The sequence below is a fragment of the uncultured Tateyamaria sp. genome, from assembly GCF_947497045.1.
Taxonomy (GTDB): domain Bacteria; phylum Pseudomonadota; class Alphaproteobacteria; order Rhodobacterales; family Rhodobacteraceae; genus Tateyamaria.
In genome coordinates this window covers 252,975-271,467 of record NZ_CANMEU010000004.1, presented here as the reverse complement: position 1 = coordinate 271,467, position 18,493 = coordinate 252,975, and the positions used below count along the sequence as shown (strand labels likewise).

The 18,493-nt window shown below is 56.0% G+C and carries 20 protein-coding genes and 1 pseudogene; 11 read left to right on the top strand and 10 right to left on the bottom strand.

All coding sequences use genetic code 11. The features are described from left to right. Positions 1-17: 17 nt before the first annotated feature. Complete coding sequence (locus Q0859_RS10820) at positions 18-1,448, bottom strand: NAD-dependent succinate-semialdehyde dehydrogenase (RefSeq protein WP_299150901.1); 1,431 nt, start codon at positions 1,446-1,448, stop codon at positions 18-20. Positions 1,449-1,624: 176 nt separating this feature from the next. After that, entirely contained in the window at positions 1,625-2,158 is a 534-nt protein-coding gene (locus Q0859_RS10815) for a LysR substrate-binding domain-containing protein (RefSeq protein WP_299150898.1), read from the bottom strand. 233 nt (positions 2,159-2,391) lie between these two features. Here Q0859_RS10815 and Q0859_RS10810 point away from each other — a divergent pair, with 233 nt between their 5' ends. From Q0859_RS10810 to Q0859_RS10800, 3 genes are all read left to right on the top strand, one after another. After that, positions 2,392-2,700, top strand: coding sequence for a hypothetical protein (locus tag Q0859_RS10810; RefSeq protein WP_299150895.1), 309 nt, complete (start codon positions 2,392-2,394; stop codon positions 2,698-2,700). A 21-nt stretch (positions 2,701-2,721) separates the two neighbouring features. Then, a complete protein-coding gene (locus Q0859_RS10805) occupies positions 2,722-3,330 on the top strand; it encodes a nitronate monooxygenase (protein WP_299150893.1) in 609 nt (202 codons plus the stop codon). A 127-nt stretch (positions 3,331-3,457) separates the two neighbouring features. Next, positions 3,458-4,342 (top strand): aromatic ring-hydroxylating dioxygenase subunit alpha, encoded by an 885-nt coding sequence (locus tag Q0859_RS10800; RefSeq protein ID WP_299150890.1) that lies wholly within the window; start codon positions 3,458-3,460, stop codon positions 4,340-4,342. A 48-nt stretch (positions 4,343-4,390) separates the two neighbouring features. Here Q0859_RS10800 and Q0859_RS10795 read toward each other — a convergent pair whose 3' ends face one another. From Q0859_RS10795 to Q0859_RS10780, 4 genes are all read right to left on the bottom strand, one after another. Then, positions 4,391-5,209: a class I SAM-dependent methyltransferase gene (locus Q0859_RS10795; RefSeq protein ID WP_299150888.1), complete on the bottom strand. Its 819-nt coding sequence runs from the start codon at positions 5,207-5,209 to the stop codon at positions 4,391-4,393. 118 nt (positions 5,210-5,327) lie between these two features. Next, complete coding sequence (locus Q0859_RS10790; protein ID WP_299150885.1) at positions 5,328-5,768, bottom strand: hypothetical protein; 441 nt, start codon at positions 5,766-5,768, stop codon at positions 5,328-5,330. 166 nt (positions 5,769-5,934) lie between these two features. Then, a complete protein-coding gene (locus Q0859_RS10785) occupies positions 5,935-6,168 on the bottom strand; it encodes a ClbS/DfsB family four-helix bundle protein (protein WP_299150883.1) in 234 nt (77 codons plus the stop codon). 159 nt (positions 6,169-6,327) lie between these two features. Then, entirely contained in the window at positions 6,328-6,783 is a 456-nt protein-coding gene (locus Q0859_RS10780) for a universal stress protein (RefSeq protein WP_299150881.1), read from the bottom strand. 168 nt (positions 6,784-6,951) lie between these two features. Between Q0859_RS10780 and Q0859_RS10775 the strand changes: the two genes are divergently transcribed. From Q0859_RS10775 to Q0859_RS10765, 3 genes are read left to right on the top strand one after another with little or no spacing between them, the layout of a single operon-like run. After that, positions 6,952-7,281, top strand: coding sequence for a hypothetical protein (locus Q0859_RS10775; RefSeq protein ID WP_299150880.1), 330 nt, complete (start codon positions 6,952-6,954; stop codon positions 7,279-7,281). A gap of 46 nt (positions 7,282-7,327) precedes the next feature. Continuing rightward, entirely contained in the window at positions 7,328-8,203 is an 876-nt protein-coding gene (locus Q0859_RS10770; protein WP_299150878.1) for a DnaJ C-terminal domain-containing protein, read from the top strand. 55 nt (positions 8,204-8,258) lie between these two features. Continuing rightward, on the top strand, positions 8,259-8,558 hold the full coding sequence (locus Q0859_RS10765; protein ID WP_299150876.1) for a chaperone modulator CbpM: 300 nt from the start codon (positions 8,259-8,261) through the stop codon (positions 8,556-8,558). A gap of 6 nt (positions 8,559-8,564) precedes the next feature. On the opposite strand, the pseudogene Q0859_RS21520 reads toward Q0859_RS10765, so the two are convergent. Both Q0859_RS21520 and Q0859_RS10760 read right to left on the bottom strand, forming a co-directional pair. Next, positions 8,565-8,702, bottom strand: a pseudogene (locus Q0859_RS21520) (carbamate kinase); the annotation flags it as partial. A gap of 600 nt (positions 8,703-9,302) precedes the next feature. After that, positions 9,303-9,791, bottom strand: a complete 489-nt coding sequence (locus tag Q0859_RS10760; protein WP_299150874.1) for a hypothetical protein — start codon at positions 9,789-9,791, stop codon at positions 9,303-9,305. A gap of 308 nt (positions 9,792-10,099) precedes the next feature. On the opposite strand from Q0859_RS10760, the gene Q0859_RS10755 reads away from it, so the two are divergent. The 5 genes from Q0859_RS10755 (at position 10,100) to Q0859_RS10735 (ending at position 15,801) form a co-directional block, all read left to right on the top strand. Further along, complete coding sequence (locus Q0859_RS10755; protein ID WP_299150873.1) at positions 10,100-11,017, top strand: LysR family transcriptional regulator; 918 nt, start codon at positions 10,100-10,102, stop codon at positions 11,015-11,017. A 104-nt stretch (positions 11,018-11,121) separates the two neighbouring features. Then, entirely contained in the window at positions 11,122-12,516 is a 1,395-nt protein-coding gene (locus Q0859_RS10750) for an extracellular solute-binding protein (RefSeq protein WP_299150871.1), read from the top strand. A gap of 65 nt (positions 12,517-12,581) precedes the next feature. Further along, positions 12,582-13,472, top strand: a complete 891-nt coding sequence (locus Q0859_RS10745) for a sugar ABC transporter permease (RefSeq protein WP_299150868.1) — start codon at positions 12,582-12,584, stop codon at positions 13,470-13,472. Beyond that, positions 13,472-14,299: a carbohydrate ABC transporter permease gene (locus tag Q0859_RS10740; protein ID WP_299150865.1), complete on the top strand. Its 828-nt coding sequence runs from the start codon at positions 13,472-13,474 to the stop codon at positions 14,297-14,299. Before Q0859_RS10745 ends, Q0859_RS10740 begins: the two co-directional genes overlap by 1 nt. Then, positions 14,299-15,801: a sulfatase-like hydrolase/transferase gene (locus tag Q0859_RS10735; RefSeq protein WP_299150862.1), complete on the top strand. Its 1,503-nt coding sequence runs from the start codon at positions 14,299-14,301 to the stop codon at positions 15,799-15,801. The genes Q0859_RS10740 and Q0859_RS10735 overlap by 1 nt, the downstream gene beginning before the upstream one ends. Before the next feature lie 142 nt (positions 15,802-15,943). Here the strand turns inward: Q0859_RS10735 and Q0859_RS10730 are convergent, their stop codons facing one another. Then, complete coding sequence (locus Q0859_RS10730) at positions 15,944-17,149, bottom strand: hypothetical protein (RefSeq protein ID WP_299150861.1); 1,206 nt, start codon at positions 17,147-17,149, stop codon at positions 15,944-15,946. 247 nt (positions 17,150-17,396) lie between these two features. Next, positions 17,397-18,080 (bottom strand): YrbL family protein, encoded by a 684-nt coding sequence (locus tag Q0859_RS10725; RefSeq protein ID WP_299150858.1) that lies wholly within the window; start codon positions 18,078-18,080, stop codon positions 17,397-17,399. Positions 18,081-18,493: the final 413 nt, after the last annotated feature.

Genomic DNA, 18,493 nt, shown 5'->3' with positions numbered 1-18,493 from the left:
TGGTGTTTTTGTGGAGGTCAGACGATCTGCGACGAATGCCACACGTTCTTGACTGTCATGTAATTGTCCAAACCTTCCGAACCACCTTCGCGGCCATAACCGCTGGACTTCACGCCGCCAAAAGGGGTTTCGGGCATGGATGCTTCGAGTGTGTTGATCGACAGATTGCCGACCTCTACCTCGTCAATCAGGCGGTCGATGTAGTCTGCACGATTGGTGAAAGCATAGCCCGCCAACCCGTAGGGCACTGAATTGGCCCGCGCGATTGCGTCATCCAGAGAGCTCACAGGGTTAATAACGGCAATCGGTCCAAACGGTTCTTCCTGCATGATGCGCGCGTCATCGGGGACGTTGACTAACACGGTGGGCTGAAAGAAATAGCCGGTGTCGCCGTGACGTGCGCCGCCTGTCGCAACAGTCGCACCCTTGGTGCGTGCATCCTCGACCAGTGCCGTCAGGACAGGGACCCGGCGGTCATTTGCGAGAGGCCCCATCTCAATGCCTGCCTCCATGCCATTACCCACAACGGTCTGCGTGGCGCGGGCGATAAACTTCTCAACGAACCCATCAAAGATCGTGTCGTGCACGAAGAACCGTGTCGGTGATGTGCAAACCTGACCCGCATTGCGCATCTTGCGGATCGCACCCGAGACTGCGGCAACCTGCACGTTGGTGTCTTCGCAGACGATGACGGGCGCATGCCCCCCGAGTTCCATAAGCACAGAAGTCATGTTCTCGGAAGCCAGCGTTGTCAGATGCCGACCAACAGGCGTCGAGCCGGTGAAGGCGACAAGGCGCACAGGATCCTGCGGTATCAAATGGCCGGAGATTTCGGCAGGATCGCCAAAAACGAGGTTCAAGACACCTGCGGGCAGGCCTGCATCCTGAAAGGCGCGCGCGATATGGATGGCACCTGCGGGGGTCTCCTCGGCAGCCTTGAGTATGATCGAGCAGCCAGAGGCCAGGGCACCGGCGATCTTGCGCGCGGGCTGGCTCATCGGGAAATTCCATGGAGAGAAAGCCGCGACTACGCCGATGGGTTGATGGTGGACCGAGAACTTGTGCCCCCGTGCGGCAGGAATAACCCGGCCATAGGTGCGCATGGCCTCGCCCGCGTCCCATTCAAAGAATTCGGCACCCCGGATCACTTCCAGACGGGCCTGCGCAAGTGGCTTGCCGTGCTCCAATGTGATGGACTGCGCAATCTCTTCCTGACGTTCACGCATCAGGGCCGCAGCCCGCAGGATCGTATCACCACGCGCGCGGGGGGAGGTTGCGGCCCAGATGCGGAAACCCTCTTGGGCAGCGGCAAGTGCATCATCAAGGTCGCTGATATCGGCGCAAGGCAGACGCCCGATTTCTTGCTCTGTCGCGGGGTTCACCACGGCCATATCGCGGCGGGTTGTGCGCCATTTGCCTGCAATGAACAGTTTCAGCTCAGGATACATCGATCTCGCGCTCCATCGTTTCTTTCGCCCAGATCATTCAGGATTGGGGGGCGTTTCAAGTGAATTGCTTGGATACTGATATCACTTTCCTGAATATCAAAGCTCATCGCTGTTTTGCCGGGATGTGCAGCGCGTCTTTGAAAATATGGGCGACAGGCTGTTGTCATTGCGATAGGTCAGACCGATGGGGCTTTGACCGAAAGGAACATTCCAATCAAGCGTGGTGAGATATCCCGCTCTCGATGTCCTGGCGCACCACCTCGGCAGGCATCAGTCCGATAGTCGTTGGATTGCAGCATCGCCCTGTCGGCCAGATGCGAGACGGGTTCGATGGCGAATTGGGGTGCGTACTGATGTTGTTTGATCAAGAGCTGGTTAATCTGACGGCGAAGGGTCGTTTCCACCTTAGGCAAAATCCATCCAGGGGGTTTGATCCGATCAAACGGCAGCGACTTGATCCGCGCCAAGGGAGGATCGTGGCCAACAACAGCTTTGACACGATCCTCGAGCAGCCTCTCCTGTCGCAACTTGTCTCCATGACGGTGTGCAGGCCGCCGATCCACAACAAGATCAGTCTCACCCGACAGCAATGCTGGCATCAGAATTTCATTGGTGGTCTCAACGATCTTTATCGCGATCTTGGGCCGGTCGCGCAGCACCGTGGCGATTGCGGTTGTGGCAAGGGCCGCGTGGCCTGCACAATAATACACTCGATGCTATGGAGGCGGTGTTTCAGCGCGCTTCGCACATGGCTTGCGATTGCATCGTTGCCGACCAAGCCTATTTTCGTCGCGCCGCGCTTCGATTTGCCTTAGCCCATGTGAAATTGAGGTGGCCTGGATATTCAAATTATCAATGTCTAGTTCCAGCGTTTGAAATTGGCAAAGTCGGCAGGATACGGCTTTCGGGTTGGAAACCAGAGCGACACAAACGGGTCCGCCCCATGAAATACAGCAAACATGACGCCAAAGCGTACGCGTGTGACGCGATGAAGGCATCAGGATCCGGCGACGAACTGACCGCTTTCGGAGAATACCGGCAGGAGCTTTTGGGGCGGACGCGTGCGGCGACCGATGCTGGAGCTATCGGAAGACAGGAAGCCGGCGACGCACCTTGGGCAATGAACATGATCACGCACAACAGCTATGGCCGGTTCGATGAAGAGATCGCCTTGGTTGGGGAATTCCAGCCCGATCTGGTGATTACAGCACTCGGCGGTCCTTATCGGGTGACAGAACCGGTTCACCGATAGGGCGGGCTGGTATTTGCAGATGTGATTTCGCCAAAGTTTGCGCGCAAGACCCTGGACAAAGGCGCGGACGGTTTGGTGTTGGTGCGTTCAGGCGCAGGTGGGCATACGGGCGAATACGCCATGTTGCCGTTCATTGACGAAGTGCGCAGGTTTTTCGAAGGGCCACTGATTGTCGGCGGCGGCATCGGATCTGGCCGTGCCATCCGAGCGGTCGAAAACCTTGGTGCGGATTTTGCGTATCTGGGGACCCGTTTTCTGGCCGGTCGCGAAACCATGATCTCTCAGGAATACCGCGAGATGGTATGGACCAGTGCCATGGAAGGCCTGATCGCGCTCGCGCGCCATCACCGGTGCATTGGGAAACTGGATGCGCGCCAATGTCGAGGCTGCGGGTATTCAATCGAGGACATGAAAGATGCGGCCAAGCTCGACTTCTCCGGCGACATGGGCGCCGGATCAAAGGCATGGAAACACGTCTGGAGCGCCGGGCAGGGCGTCGGCGGTATCACCAAGCCCGAAGCCGTCGCAGACGTCGTCGCGACGCCGGTCGCAGAATACCATCAAGCCGTCACAGATCAAAGCCAAGGGAGTCGTTTCGGCACGGTCCCAAGCCAAAAAGACGGAGCGTAAGATTATGGGCCTGAGCACCGAAGAAACACAGATCATCAAAGATATTTTGCAGCACACCGAAGACCGTACAACCGACATGGAACCTGCGTTGATGCGCAACCCAGTCACGAACTAAACCGACCCGGACGTGCTTGCGCGCGAGGTTGAAACCCTGTTCCGCAAGTTCCCGATCATCATGGAGCATGCCGAGCAATTGCCCGAACTGGCGTCCTATTTCACCAACGGCGAACTGGGCGTACCGATCCTGATCACGCGCAACAACGACGGCGTGGTCAAAGCCTTTATGAACGTCTGCTGCCACCGTGGTGCACGGCTAACCAGTGGCGAATGCGGTAAGGCGAAAACCTTTGCGTGCCCCTATCACAAATGGACCTATGACCTGAACGGCAACCTACGCGGACTGCCTCATGCTTCCGGCTTTGGGGACATCGATAAGAAAGCTTTGGGGCTGGTCGAACTGCCAGCGTTCGAACGGTTTGGCCTGATCTGGGCGCGGCCCTCGGCCGGCGAGGGTGAACTGGACCCTGATGCTTGGATTGCACCAATGGCGGAGCAACTGGCTTCGCGGGGTCTGGAAAACCACGTGGTCTTCCGTGCGTGGTCTTTGGACCGCAAAATGAACTGGCACCTTGCCCTTGAGGGCTTTCAAGAGTCCTACCACTTCTGCGGCGCGCATGAGCATACCGCATGCGCGGCCTATCTCGGCAATCAATCCAGCTGGATCGACAAATGTCCGCATGTGCGTCACTCCGTGCCGCTTCCAAGTATCGTTGACCTCAAGGATACCCCACAGGAAGAGTGGCAGCATCGTCAGCACTTCATGACGCCGAAATACATCTTTCCCCTCAATTATGTGCGGGTTATGACCGATTACGTCTATATCTACCCCATCAAACCGCGGGATCAAACACCAGCAAGCAGGTCTGAAAAAGCCTGCCGTCTGAATGACGACCAAATCTCGCGATGCGTTGATTGTACTGGTCCATCATACGCTTCAACCGAAAAGATGTAGCCAAAGATATCTGCTGTGATCCACGCACTCGCTAATCCGTAGATGTTTTCATCCGGGTTTCTTCGCGACAATCATAATTGCGGATAGATGCGTTTCGTATTTTTTGAAGATACGGTGCATCTGTAAGACACGTTGTCTGGCGGTACGATCGAACAGCAGGTTCTTGACGATCCGAAGCGCCCCGAGCAGTCCTTCGTCCTGAATTAGACGCATAGGCTGCAAGAGGTGCATTGGGGCATGTTGAACGATCTCAACTTCGAACCCCGCGGCTTCAAGAAGTTTGCGCCAGTCAGACTCCGCCAGTGGTCTCGCTCCCACGTTAATCGCGTCAGACAATGCGGCTTCGATCTCTTGTTTTATCTCGATCGGTATCTGATCGGGCGTGATACTCAGCTCATGGATGCCGTAGCGCCCACCCGGTCCCAATAATCGAAAAGCCTCGTGCGCAATCAGTTCTTTCTGCCACTGCGTTTGCATGCTCAACATCGCTTCGCCAACCACGACCGATGCTTCGCCATCCCCCAAGTTGCAGTTGCTTGCGGTCCCCTGGATCACCTTTGCAATATCAGTGCCCTCGAGCTGGCGGGCGGTGAATTGGACCGCATTCTTGTCTCGCTCGATGCCGATATAGCTTGATGGCTTCATCGTAATAATCTGATGTGCCGTCGCCGCAAGTCCGGGTGCGAACTCGACAACATTGTCTGACCCGTTGATCTTCAGAGAGTCGAGGAGAGAATGCGTCATGCTCAGGCCGCCCGGCCTGAGCACCCGTTTTCCAACCCGCGCGAGCAACCAATGGCCGGGCATCTTGGACGCATCCAGTTGCGCACCTGGCACTGTTTCGTTTTTGGAGCCCCGTCCGGTCATATCCGCTTTCCTCTTTTCAGTGTTGCGAGCAGGGTCATAGTTTGCATCCACGAGCGGTCGCTTCGTCAGTATCCGGACCGGCAAAACAGGCTGCACGCGGTGTGATGGGAAGGTCACATCATTCCAGCTGTTCTTGGATGCCTGGAACCGGGGTGTCACGCGCAAGTGTGACGAGTTGCAGTTGGAGGGCACCGTCGCGTGCGGCGAGCCAATGGGGATCTTGCTCGGACACCACAAGGACACTCCCGGCCGGGAAGACCCTCTCCTGCTCCTGGTCCATTTCGGTGCCATCTCCCCAGTGAAGGTTTCCACTGATCACGGTCAAAAGGCGCAAACCGCTCTCGCTCTCGGTCGCGTGTGGCGGAACGACCCCACCGGCGGGAAGGTCGAGCAGCAGGACCATCGGCTTTCCGTCAACGATTGCGAGAGGGGTTATTTTAGCGACATCATGGACCTGTCGCGATTCCAGAATATCAACGTCAATGAGCTTAGTGTCGGCAAACACTATGAGCGGGGAAAAACCGAGCACGAGGGCTGGCAAAAGGAGCTTTATCATCATGGATTCTCATCAGTTTGAGAGTCGCAGCCAACGACCGTTTGTTGGCTCGCTCACGAAGACGCTTGCTCGGCAGGAAATATATGATCGATTTGATATATTTCATCTGCATCTTATAGTGTTTGGGCAGATCGCACAAGTGTCGTCTGGCGCATAATTGCAGCCCGTCTCACCTTGTGCGGTGATGATAGCGAAAGCTCATTCCGTATGCGTTGCCAAAGTTGCGATAACGCCCCGGCTCACAGCGCCAACCAGATACCGTAATCCAGTCAAGTTGCTGCTGTGTTTTTCGCAGATCGGTGTTGTAGCGTTTCAAATCGTTCTGCTTGTAGCCTTCGGCTGGAAAGAACACCGTTTTCCCGGCCTTGTCGTATTTATGCCAGCCAAGGAACAGGTGACCCAATGGGTACGATGACCAATTACATCCTTGATCACTACATCTGCCTGCCTGAACTCTGAGGACCCTTGGTTCAACGACGCTATCGGCTCTTGCAACTTGCCATATTCCTTTTCCACTAGCGCGACCAATTCGGCCTTGTTGCCGCAAGCCAATCCGATGCTCTCAATGCGCCAGCAAGAGTGGGAGATTTGTCTGTTCAATCATGGTGCGGGTGGTGCCACCAAGGACGGTCTGGATCATCCGGGCGTGGCCATAGGCGCCCATGACAACCAAATCCGCACCGAACTCGGTTGCCCGGTCCTGAATGGCGCTGCCGATTTCGTGGCCGCCACTGGGGAACTGAGAAACAGTGACCTGGCACCCATGATGGTTAAGCCATTCGGCGACATCCACACCGGGGTCCTGACCATCATGTGCGGCAGTCATCACCGGATCAAAGCACGCAATGACGACCTCCTTTGCCTCTTTGAGATATGGCAGTGCCGCATGCACCGCGGCGGACGACGCCTCGCTGCTGTTCCACGCAACAAACACACGATCCGCTTTCTGTTCAACTGATCCGTTCAGGCGCAAACCGATCGGAGAGTGAAACAGCACACCCGCAGCCGCTTCACGCATCACATCCGGAGAATCCCGCAGATTTGCTGCGAAAAAGGCCTCATCGGTGACACGGGCCAGCCTGAAAACAAGATGCTTGACGTCCGTCGTCACACACAGGGCCGAATGGACATCGCCTGAGGTGTTGCTTTTGGCGAGCAGATCTTCGAGGGCATCAACGCGATCCTGTTGGGCTTGCTGCGCTGCCGCAACCGTTTCATTCTAATTGTCGGGGATATTCATTCCGCCGTATGGGGGTACGCCGTAGGCATATATCGGCAGCGCAGGGGCGTGCCCAATCAGCAAACAGACCAGATTGGTTTCATCCTGCCTGGCAGCGTCTGCGGCAGCGCTGACTTCGGCGTCGGGCGTTTTGGAATCCAGGACAAAGAGTATCGTGCGGTGCTGCATTGCATCGTCCTTCAGCAAGGTTGCCGGCTGATGGGCCGGATCAATTGCAGGCATGATGTCACGCCGTGCAGCGGGCCAACTGACAAAGATCAAATCAGCAGTACCTGACGGATGGCATGATCCGACCAGATGAATGGATGCGAACGGCAGGCAAATGGAATTCAAGGACTACTACAAGGCGTTGGGTGTTGCGCGAAGTGCGGACGCGAGCGAGATCAAAAAAGCCTTCCACAAGGCGGTGCGCAAGTATCACCCGGACATCAATCCCGGTGCCGAAGCCGAGGCACGGTTCAAGGACGTGAATGAAGCCTACGAGGTGCTCAAGGATCCTGAGCGCCGCGCGGCTTATGATCAGCTTGGACATGAGCCGCCGCGCAATCGGGGGGCGTACCGTCCGCCCCCCGATTGGGACATTGGCTTTTCGTTCTCTGATGTCGGGCCGCAGGATGGTGCGACGTTCAGCGACTTTTTTGAGACACTCTTTCGGCATGGGGGTGGTTCACCAGGTGACATGAAAACCGACCGTGGCGGCGACAGCCATGGCCGGATTGAGATCACAATCGAGGAGTCCTACACTGGCGTTGCGCGAACACTGAGCCTGAGATCACCGGTTGTGGAAGCAGGTGGGAGTGTCACTCTACAGGAACGCACCATTGCGGTGAATGTACCCAAGGGTGTCGTCGAAGGTCAGCACATCCGGCTCGCGGGTCAAGGTATGCCGGGGCTGAGGGGGGCGGGCGATCTCTTTCTTGAGATCACGTTCGCCGCGCACCCGGTTTATCGGGTTGATGGCAGGAACCTGCACCTCGATTTGCCGGTTACTCCGTGGGAGGCCGCGCTTGGTGGGCATGTGACGATGCCGACACCGGAAGGCAAGGTTGATCTGCGCATCCCCCAGAACTCCCGCGCGGGTCAGAAATTAAGACTCAGAGGCAAAGGGCTGCCCGGCCAGCCGAAGGGGGGACATCTATGCGACCTTGAAAATCGTCAATCCAAGGGTCGAAAGGGCCGAGGCCCGCGCGTTTTTTGAAAAGATGGCACGGGAGATGCCCTTTGATCCGCGCGCCAATCCAGGAGGTTAGATTATGAAAAGGACCACCTTGCGCAGCGAAGTTGTGGACACGCTTACCTTGCAGGACCTTTGCCGCTTTTGCCATGCGGATGAGGCATGGGTGATCGAATTGGTCGAGCACGGCGTGCTCGACCCTGTCGGTGAAACCAGAAGTGACTGGCGTTTTGTCGGCACCAGTATCGTGCGGGCCAAAAAGGCACATCGCCTGAACCGGGACCTGGGGGTCAATACCGCTGGTGTCGCATTGGTCCTGGACTTGCTGGAAGAACGGGATGCGGTGCTGCGTCGGCTGGCGCAATACGAGATGCTCTAGGCAGGTTCAGGCCCCGCGGCTGATGCGCGTGCCGGCGCTGCCGTTCACCAGTGCGCTACAATCGGTCAGCCGACCGACCGCGGCGAAACCACCGGTTGCCGTCACAAAGTCACATGCGGCTTCAACCTTTGGACCCATTGAACCTGGCGGGAACGACATTGATGCCAGTTCCATCGGCGTTGCGTGGTGGATATACGATGGCCGACCGTTTTGGATATCGCGTTGCTGGAAGCAGCCATAGAGCAAGAAGGTGCATGCATGCTGATCCTCCAATTTAGGGGGTATTCCATCCCAGTTGGTGGACACCTTTCGGCGGACCACTCCAGTAGCCGATCACGGATGGTATCGATGCTCTGTCCACGGCAAACCCATCAGCAGATGTCGAGCACACGCAGCCGGAATTTACACATCAGGACCCGATAGCGATACTGCGTTGCCAGACGATATGATAACGAAGTGGCTATCGGCGTCATGGTAGGTGACCTTACCCACCGGAAAATAAGCCCTCGACCGGGCCGCGGCTTATTTTCCAGTGCATAAGGGCACATGATCATCCATTCATGCCAAGGTGAAACCGATCGGACATGAATTGGTTCGCTGCCAAAAGCGTATCCGCAACCGACCACACTCACCGCCCGACAAACTGACGCCAAGCCCATTTGTGGCCCCCCCGAACGTCGGATAAAAACCAGACCCGAAATAGGCTCAGCTTCGCTTTGTCGAGCGGCCAGATGGCTTGCCGCCTTAGAGAAACGCTTCCTCATAGGTGAACTCACGACCAGTCACATTTTCGAAAATCAGCGTCGTGTCACCGTACTGGGCGGTCACTTCAAAGATGTCCGTCCGATCCCATTCAAATTCGCTATCCCCCAACAGCAGGATCGCATCCATTTCTTCCAACGAGAAGTCTGTCACGAGATGGGTGCCACCTTTGTCATCAAATACAAAAGTGTCGCTCCCCTCACCTCCATTTGACTTTGTAACCCCTCCGTCCGTGATTTCGAGCCTGTCGTCTCCTGGTCCGGCAAGTATCCTGGCGTTGCCGCCACCAGTGATGATGGTATCGTCTCCTGCCTTTGCCTTCAAAATGGAAAACAATGTGCTGAACATCGTGTCGTCGCCGCTGGTGCCGACGTCGACAAACGGTTCTGGCAAAGCAGAAAACAAGTCTCTGAACGTCGTAGATTCATCACTGGTACCCATGTCGTCAGATGGTTCCGATATGGTATTCATCGCATTGTTCTCCTTATGGATTTCGTCACCACTTATGATTGTAATCGACGTCTCTCTCTATCCAAGATGACGCATTGCGACAGCGAATAAACCAGCAGATAGCTGCTTAACTTCGGTGGTGCGTGGCGATTTAATGCTGAACTGAACTGGTTTTCATTGAGACCATTTAAGGCCGTACAAAATTGCGGCCTCGTGTCTCATGGTGCTTTGATAATCGGTTGAACGTCTGCAATAATGTCGTTTCTGCAGTTCGCATTGTTTTCGAGTGGCAATGGACAAACCACATGCCCGCGCCTCTAATGTGCCGCATGTTCGACCGGATCAAAGATATAGAGCGCTTCCTCGCGATTGTGGACGCAGGCAGCTTGCATGAAGCTGCTGCGCGTCTCGATGTCAGTCAACCGGGGCTGTCACGTGTGCTCAAACGCATGGAGGAACAGTGCGAAGGACAACTCTTTGACCGGCTGCCAAGAGGGATCGCCTTAACGCCGTTGGGTGAGGTCGTAACGGAAAAGTGCCGACACCTTTTGCGGGAAAGTGAATTGGCCGGAGACGATATTCGTTCGGCCGTAAGCGGACGCACCGGGCAACTCCGTCTGTCAGTCGGGCCGGTCTGGATTTTCGCGATCCTGCCCCAGGTTTTACCGGCACTGAATGACAGTTTTCCGGGCGTGCGTTTGAAACTCAGTGCGCGTGGCTTCCACGAAGCAGTCACCCTTCTGGAGCAAGGACACCTGGATGCCCATGTTGGCGGGTTCGACTCGGAAGCCACGTTGCCATCACACCTGACACGCATTCCTCTTATGGATGTTGAGCTTGGCGTTGTTGCCGTCGCGAGCCACCCAATATTCAAAGGTGATCTGTCGCTTGAACGTCTCTGCGACTTTCCATGGATCGACTACGGCGCTGGCCGTCCGTCCGGCTCTCAGGTTTGGCCGGGCGCACAGGATATTCAAAGCGAGGTATTTCGGAAAACAGGGCGGCGCTTTCGCACGATTGTGGAATGTGACGCGTCAGGTCTCGCGTTGATGCGCGCCGAACCCTACCTCGCTTACCTTCCCACGACAATCGCAGAGAATATTCCGGGGCTACCACTTCGGCAGGTTCCGGTCCAGCTGGACGAGCGCAAGTTTCGGGCCGGGCTCGTTGTGCGCAAATCCCTCCTCGCCAATCCCATTGTCGAGATGCTCACGGATCTGCATCGACGTATTCTGCGTGACCGATAACAAATTGGCATCAATAAAGTCATTCCTGATCATGTCTCGAATGTGTCTGTTGTTCTAGGCTTCCTCGTAACGCCGCGACATGTGGCGAGAACCGGGAGGAAGATATGTCATTCAAACTCACACGCCGTCAGGCGATCCTTTCGTCCGCTGCTATGGCAACCATCGCTTCAACACCAAGCGCTGTCTGGGCGGATGGACATGGTCAGGCAGCCACGGGCGTTCCTTATGTTCGCAAGGATCAGATCAATAATGGCGAGCCGATCAAGCTTGAATATTGGGAATGGTCCGGCCAGCGCGCTGACTATCAGCGCCAATGGGCCGCCGCCTATATGGAGATGTATCCCAACGTCGAAATCGAAGTCGTCTTGCAGCCTTGGGCAAGCTACTGGCCGTCGCTCATCACAAATGTGCCTGCGGGCGCAGGCCCGGCCATGTGGCACATGCACGCCTCAAAACAGGCCGAATTCTGTGGCGGCAATCTGATGGACCCGATTCCCGCAAGTGCCGCTGACCCGGCCTATCTTAACGAAAACTGGATTGGGTATTCCGAGGGTGCGATGCAATGTGCAGCAACCGGGAGCATCCATACCGTTCCCATGGGTGCGATGATGCCGCTTCTGTTCGTGAACCTCGACAAGTGGGAAGCCGCAGGTCTGACCGAAGCAGACGTGCCCAATACGTGGGAAGAGTTGCGCGCCGTCGCGGTAAAGCTGACTGAACGCGATGCCAGAGGCCGGATCACCGTTGCAGGCTTGTCGATGGACGGTCAGGAATGGCTGCAAAATGCGGTCTATCAACAGGGCCGTTTCCTGTTCAATGAGGATGCGACAGCGGTTCAGGTCAACAATCCTGAATATCGCACGGCACTCCAGTTCATTGCCGACCTCGTGCACTCCGACAAGGCGCTCGACAACGAGATCGCCTCCACGCGACACGAAGCTTTGCCTGCGGGGCAGGCGGCCATGTATGTCGGCTTTTCCTGGATCGCTGGTTTCATGCGTGCAAATGCGCCTGACATCAACTGGTCAGCGTTCCTTCTTCCGACGCCCGATGGTGAGCTGGCTCCGGCCTACGGCAATATCCGCTTTGCAATCGAAGCTGCGATCAACCCCTTTGCTGATGAGGCAACCAAGGCCGTTGCCTGGGACTTCTGGCACTTCAACTACAGCCGCGAAGACGTGATTGTCGAAGATCTGGCACTTTTCAACGGCTTCCTGCCGCCCTATTCCAAGGTGTTGGACGACCCGCGTGTGACAGGTGATCCTTTGGCATCAACAATGGCCAAAGCCGGTTCATTAGGTGTGATCAACGACCTGCCCAACGTCATCCGCGATGAACAACTCGAACTCGTGACTGCGGTGATCCTTGGCCAAGGCGATCTCGATGACTTGCTGGCTCAATCGGAAGAGGCGCAAAACCGTCTGCTGGCGGAACGGGCCGACTGGAACATTATCGAGCGGAACTACGCAAACGCCTCGTTGATGTTGGCCGGGCAATAGGAATTGGGCATCCTCCCTGGGGTGGCGGGCTTCGGCCTGCCCCCCGAATTAGGTAAGCTGAAATTATGACCTCAAAGAACGCCTTTATATACGGCGCTCCCATTCTGGCGGGCGCGTTCTTTCTGATTTGGTATGTCCTGCCGATCGGGTGGGTGTTGTGGGTCTCTTTTTGGGACTACTCGCCCATCAGCCCGAACAATGCACCGGTCGGGTTGGAAAACTACCGCGAGGCACTCTTTCAGGATCACGTCTTTTGGGCAGCCGTCAAAAACACGGCCTACTTCACTTTTGGCAATGTCGTCCTTGGCACGATAATGGCCTTGCTGATCGCCAACGGATTGTCCCGCCTCGGCACACTTCGTCGCCTGGCGCAGACCGCGTATTTCATGCCGACATTGTTTTCAATCGTGGCCGCTGCCGTCGTCTGGGAAGAGATTTTTCAACCGCGCTTTGGCATATTGAACAACGGGCTTTACTATCTCACCGACAGTCTGGGGTTGCCGCCTTTCCCTGAAATCGGCTGGACGACAACAACCGACTGGTCGATGCCGACTGTCATCCTGTTCGGTCTGTGGAAATTCCTCGGCATCAGGATCATCATTCTTCTTGCCGCCATCGAAGCGGTCCCGCGCGACCTTTATGAAGCCGCTTCCATAGATGGTGTCACAAAACGCCAGCAGTTCTTCCATGTCACCATCCCGCTGATCAAACCTGCGCTTTGGTTCGTGGTGATCGCAGGCATCATCAATTCGTTTCAGGTGTTTGAACCGATGTATGTCATCACAGATGGCGGACCGCTGCGTTCTTCGGTTTCGATGGTCATGCTGGTTGCCGAGACCGCCTTTGAACGCCAGCGATTTGGTTATTCCGCTGCAATCTCAATTCTGCTCTTCGGGATGATCCTGGCGCTGACTGCGGTCCTGTTTTGGTTGCGCGGCCGGTCGGAGGAGCGCTGATGGACCATGTGACCAACCAAAGCCGCCTTGCCACAGGTCTGATCTGGATGGGTGCCGCAATCATGTTCTTTCCGGTTGTCTGGATGTTGCTCTCGGCGTTCAAATCCCCACAGGAGCTGTTGGACTATCCGCCTCGATTGCTGCCGGACAGATGGTCCACGGAATTCCTTGTCTATATCTGGACCGAGCGGAACTTTGGCCGGATGATGCTGAATTCGGTCTTCGTTTCCAGCACGGTTACCCTGCTGACGGTCTTCTCAAGCGCATACATCGCCTACGTGTTTCGAGAGTTTCAGTTCCGTTTCCGAATACCACTTTTGTATCTGGTGATCGCCACGACAATGATCCCCTTGCCGGTTCTTGTCCTGCCACATTTCCAGATTGTGCTTTGGCTCGGATGGCTCAACACCTATCAGGCCTTGATCATGCCCTATGCCCTTTGGGGGTTCGGCGTCTTTTTGATGTATCAGTTTCTGGCGGGCTTCCCGCATGATCTGATCGAAGCGGCACGCCTTGATGGGGTGAGCGAGCGCCAGATATTCCAGCACATCGTACTGCCATTGATGAAGAGCCCATGCGTGGCCCTCGGGATCATCACTTTCCTGCATCAATGGGAAAGCCTGCTCTGGCCTCTGGTGGCAGCCAATTCGCCCGAAATGCAGATGTTGCCAGCGGGTCTGGCCACGTTCTCGGGCGATGCGGTGGAATCCGCCGACCTCTTCAATCCTTATTCCGCCGCGCTCATTGCAGCGTTCCCACTCCTCATCGCCTTTCTGATTTTCCAGCGGATGATCGTGAAGGGGATCGCCATGACGGGTATGAAGTGATGAAGCGCCCCAATATTCTTGTCATCTGCACCGACCAGCAGCGCACCGACACATTGTCATGCTATGGGGCAAAGCATGTGGCTACGCCCGGTTTTGACCGGATCGCCCAAGAAGGCACGATGTTCACCCGTGCCTATGCGCCCTCGGCGGTGTGCACGCCAAGCCGCGTATCACTTCTGTCGGGACAATATCCGGGGCGGCACGGTGTGTGGAGCATCGGGGTCAACACCGGCGATGATGTACGCATGATCCAGCACGGTTTGCGGGATGCGGGTTACCGGACGGGGCTGATTGGGAAGGCCCATCTGGAGGCCTATCTGGCCCCACCTGAAGTGAGTCAGGAATCCGTCGCTGGCTATGAGGCGGGCTATGGCGACTGGACTGGACCATATTATGGATTTGACGAGGTGCAGCTGGCCCTGGGACATGTCAACTACGGTATGACAGGTCATTATGGTGCCTGGTTGAGACAGAGGTTCAGTGCGGATCAGATCGAACAGTTCAAATCCCTGAAACCCCGACGCAACCACAAGCCCTTCGGTGGTGAAGGCTATGATTGGGACCTGCCTCTTGAGGCACATAATTCGGTATGGACGGGTGACCGCGCCGTCGAGTTCATCGAAACCCACGAAAGCGATCAGCCCTTCTTTCTCTTTGCGAGTTTCCAGGACCCGCATCATCCTCATGCGCTGCCAGCAGATTTTGAGAATCCCGTCGATCCAAAGAAGATCCCGAAACCCGTCTATTGCGAGGGCGAACTGGACGATCGACCACCGCATTTTCAGCTCGCCCGCGAAGGGAAACTCAGCGGATCGCGATATGTCGGAAAGACCTATCCGATGTCCGGTCAAGGCAAGGGTGCAGACTTCCGGCAGGTCACGGAAGACGCCGCACGGGATGGACGGCACCAGTACTACGGGATGGTATCCCTCATCGATCAACAAATCCAAAGAATCTGGTCGGCTCTCGAAGCATCCGGTCAGCTCGAAAACACACTCATTATCGTGACATCGGATCATGGCGAACTCTTGGGAGATCACGGGCTCTGGATGAAGGGCCCTTTCCATTATGAGCAAGTGATCCGGGTTCCCCTCTTGATGCGCGCCCCGCAGTGGCTGAAGCCCAAGCTGAGTTCCCGATGGGACAGCCCGGTCTCTCTGGTCGACATCGCACCGACCTGTCTGGCCGCTGCCAAAGTGTCTTCTGCCTTGAAGACCGATGGCGTGGACCTCTTTGCGCCCGATAAAGATCGCCATGTTTTCGTTGAGACGGTGCAGGATTGGCACGCACTCAACTGCGTGACCGTTGTGTCCAGCCGGCACAAGTTGACCTGCTATCCCGGCGAAGCGTTTGGTGAACTGACGGACCTTGGGGACGACCCAGACGAACGCGTGAACCTATTCGGGAATGCGCCTGATATCGAGGCCCGACACATGCGAGCCATCCTGAATGTTCAGTACAGCTACAATCAATCTGCAAAGCAGAGACTTAGTTACGCTTGAACACTTGTGAACGGTTGTTTCCAATTCCAAACGAGTGTTCGAAAGATCATGGCGAAGGTCTGCTAAGTCCCTAAAATCGTGAACCTATCGAGGATCAGACGCCCGGATCATTTGCTGACATGTTTGGGGGTATTTATCGGGTTCATGCGGACCCGGACGACAGTGGTTCATCCTGAGGGAATATTTCGAGGCCACTTTTACCGAGTTGGAATGTCGCACCTGCCCGGATGTCGGCCTGAACACATTCAGACAGCATGTCGAGTGCGCCTTCCGGCCCGTCCTCCCACGCATCCGGACAAATTGCCGTCAGCCGGGACAGCACCAACTCCTGACGCATTTCTTCAATATCAGTTGTGATATCCGACCACAGCTTGCGCCCGTCCCGGGTATAGCTGTCACCTGACCCGATTCCGGTCCACCATCTGATGTCCTGGACAAGCTGCGCCACAAAGGCCGGGTCGTCGCCTCTGAGCGTTATAAGATCATGTGCGCCGCGCTTTAGTACCTTGGTGTCCATGTTCAGAACGCTCGGGTCCCAAGCATCAAAGACACGTCTGTACATTGTGAAATATGCAGCATCGCCGGCCGCCGTCGTTGTCCGCACCGCGGCCTTTTGCGCTTCGATCTCAAGGGTTTCCTGCGTGCCAAACCAGCGTGGTAGCATCATAATCGCATGTTTTTCGTGTGGTTCCTGATCCTTTGGATCAAGCGCACTCCATTCCTCATAAAATCGTCCAACATGTTTGTCGGCGTCCGGCATGAAACCCAAAAGGCGATGCCGCGCTGCCGCCAACAACGGTGCATTCATTTCGACAACGTCATACTTTTCAAGAAGCCATGCAGCTTTGGCAAAGTGCTGTCCCATCCCGAACCAGCCGTTATCGCTGACATATTCAGCGTAGTCTGCCCCGCGTGAAGACCACCCCTGATAGCACCGCATTTCCGCCGCCAAAGCGAGCAATGGGTACTTTTCGGGGTGCATTGCCGAAAGCGTCTCCATCCGCTGGACAACCTCATCAGAGAATATTGCAATCGGGTCAGGGTGACAGTCGTGCCCCTCGACAACAGCATCGGCCAGATCGAACAGGACGGCCTGTCTGCCGATCTGCGCAAGCGGAATGCCAGCGTTGCATGCCGCGCGCGATTGATCCCATTGGATCAGGTGATCTGACAGTTCTGTCCAGTTTCTGGCGGAGACCAGTGCCCGGCACTTGTCTTCCGTGGCGGCCCTGCGTTCCATGGCAGGCGTTGCCTTCACCGTGTCGAATGCGATCCGCGCGCGATGTTCCGGCTCGGACAAAGAAATGTCCGTCAACCCAGAGAACAGGCTCTTCAAGAGGGCACCCATCGTCCTGAACCTGAGAACCACAAGAAAAGGCAGAGCCAAAAGCCCCGCGGACAGGTGAACAAAACTGCGAAGAACGATCATTGTGACCCTCCCTTGGATACCTGTCATCTTCTTCTAGTACAGGTTGGGCCAGAGTAAGTCCTGATTGTGGCAGATGGAGGAGGCATTCAACGAAGCTGCCAGACGGGTCTTCCTCTCAGCAGTCGTGCGCATAGCTTTCGTCATCTATAGGTAGTGCGGCCTGACACTAATCAGCCTTATGGACGACTGCAAAACTCTGGGTGTCTGATGACCATTTCAGATTGCGATGCTTTTCCATCTCGGAGAACCGGTAATCCAGATGCCTTTGGTTCAACCATGTGAGCCACGACCGGATCGGGATCAGCGTCTTGTCTCCATACCCATCGATCACGACGAACCGGCGGTTCACCTCATCCAGCGCGATATTTGAAGGCCGCAAGTCCGGGACGTTTACATTCAGCGCAAAAATGTTGGTGACAAAGTCATTCAGCCATTTCAGCCGTTCCTCATTCAGCGGACCCTCTCTCAGGATGTCCTCCAACGTCCGGGCCACATTGCCTGACGCATCGGCTATCTTTTCGCAGACCTGCGCGAGGCCGCGGTCGGTAATGACGAGCCCGCCCATTTCCGCAATGGGGAGGGGACGTTCTTGCTGCGCACAGCGATAGGCCGTCTTCAGATAGCAGCGATATTCAATCCTGAATGTCCCGTAAGGTCCCATGCGAAAATAGTCGAGCGTACGGCGCAATCCCCGGCGGCGCTCATATTTTTCGCGTTTGTAGGTGCGTATCGTCTTGAGAAGCTGATCGGGGTGGCCGGGGCGATGCCAGACGTCACGGACTTCGCCATTGGCGATGGGTTCATAATCCTTGAGGATCGTCAGACCGGGGGGGGTGTCAGTTTTCGTCATAAATATCGTGCACTTTTATTCTATGGCAAAGGGTGCCCGGGGGTTGCAGGTTTACGCAAGGCAAGCCGCTCAAACATCATGGTAAATGATGACATCTGCCTTGTCAGCCAGACACCAGATCGCTTGATTTGACAACGGTGTACGTGCTGCAAACATGTCTTTTTCCGGGTCTTCGGCATGGATCGTCTCGCATCTGCCTCCAGTGCCCAATCATTTCAGCCTGCTTGCGGCGTACAGAACAAGTGATGCGACACCATCTGATGCAGTTGCAAAACTGCCGAACCAAAAGAGTGCGGAAACTGAACAACATGCGTGACGAGGTAACGACAGACGGCGTTGCGGATCAGGCGGAAATCTTGCCTCCCGATGGAAAGATGGCGTGCTGCATCACCGCGTTAACCTGAGGGGGCTGC

Coding starts and splice junctions, on each gene's coding strand:
- Q0859_RS10820 (WP_299150901.1), bottom strand. CDS start 1,448: ATGTATCCTGAGCTGAAACTGTTCATTGCAGGCAAATGGCGCACAACC.
- Q0859_RS10810 (WP_299150895.1), top strand. CDS start 2,392: ATGAAATACAGCAAACATGACGCCAAAGCGTACGCGTGTGACGCGATG.
- Q0859_RS10795 (WP_299150888.1), bottom strand. CDS start 5,209: ATGACCGGACGGGGCTCCAAAAACGAAACAGTGCCAGGTGCGCAACTG.
- Q0859_RS10790 (WP_299150885.1), bottom strand. CDS start 5,768: ATGATGATAAAGCTCCTTTTGCCAGCCCTCGTGCTCGGTTTTTCCCCG.
- Q0859_RS10780 (WP_299150881.1), bottom strand. CDS start 6,783: ATGCGTGAAGCGGCTGCGGGTGTGCTGTTTCACTCTCCGATCGGTTTG.
- Q0859_RS10770 (WP_299150878.1), top strand. CDS start 7,328: ATGGAATTCAAGGACTACTACAAGGCGTTGGGTGTTGCGCGAAGTGCG.
- Q0859_RS10765 (WP_299150876.1), top strand. CDS start 8,259: ATGAAAAGGACCACCTTGCGCAGCGAAGTTGTGGACACGCTTACCTTG.
- Q0859_RS10760 (WP_299150874.1), bottom strand. CDS start 9,791: ATGAATACCATATCGGAACCATCTGACGACATGGGTACCAGTGATGAA.
- Q0859_RS10755 (WP_299150873.1), top strand. CDS start 10,100: ATGTTCGACCGGATCAAAGATATAGAGCGCTTCCTCGCGATTGTGGAC.
- Q0859_RS10750 (WP_299150871.1), top strand. CDS start 11,122: ATGTCATTCAAACTCACACGCCGTCAGGCGATCCTTTCGTCCGCTGCT.
- Q0859_RS10745 (WP_299150868.1), top strand. CDS start 12,582: ATGACCTCAAAGAACGCCTTTATATACGGCGCTCCCATTCTGGCGGGC.
- Q0859_RS10740 (WP_299150865.1), top strand. CDS start 13,472: ATGGACCATGTGACCAACCAAAGCCGCCTTGCCACAGGTCTGATCTGG.
- Q0859_RS10735 (WP_299150862.1), top strand. CDS start 14,299: ATGAAGCGCCCCAATATTCTTGTCATCTGCACCGACCAGCAGCGCACC.
- Q0859_RS10730 (WP_299150861.1), bottom strand. CDS start 17,149: ATGGGTGCCCTCTTGAAGAGCCTGTTCTCTGGGTTGACGGACATTTCT.
- Q0859_RS10725 (WP_299150858.1), bottom strand. CDS start 18,080: ATGACGAAAACTGACACCCCCCCCGGTCTGACGATCCTCAAGGATTAT.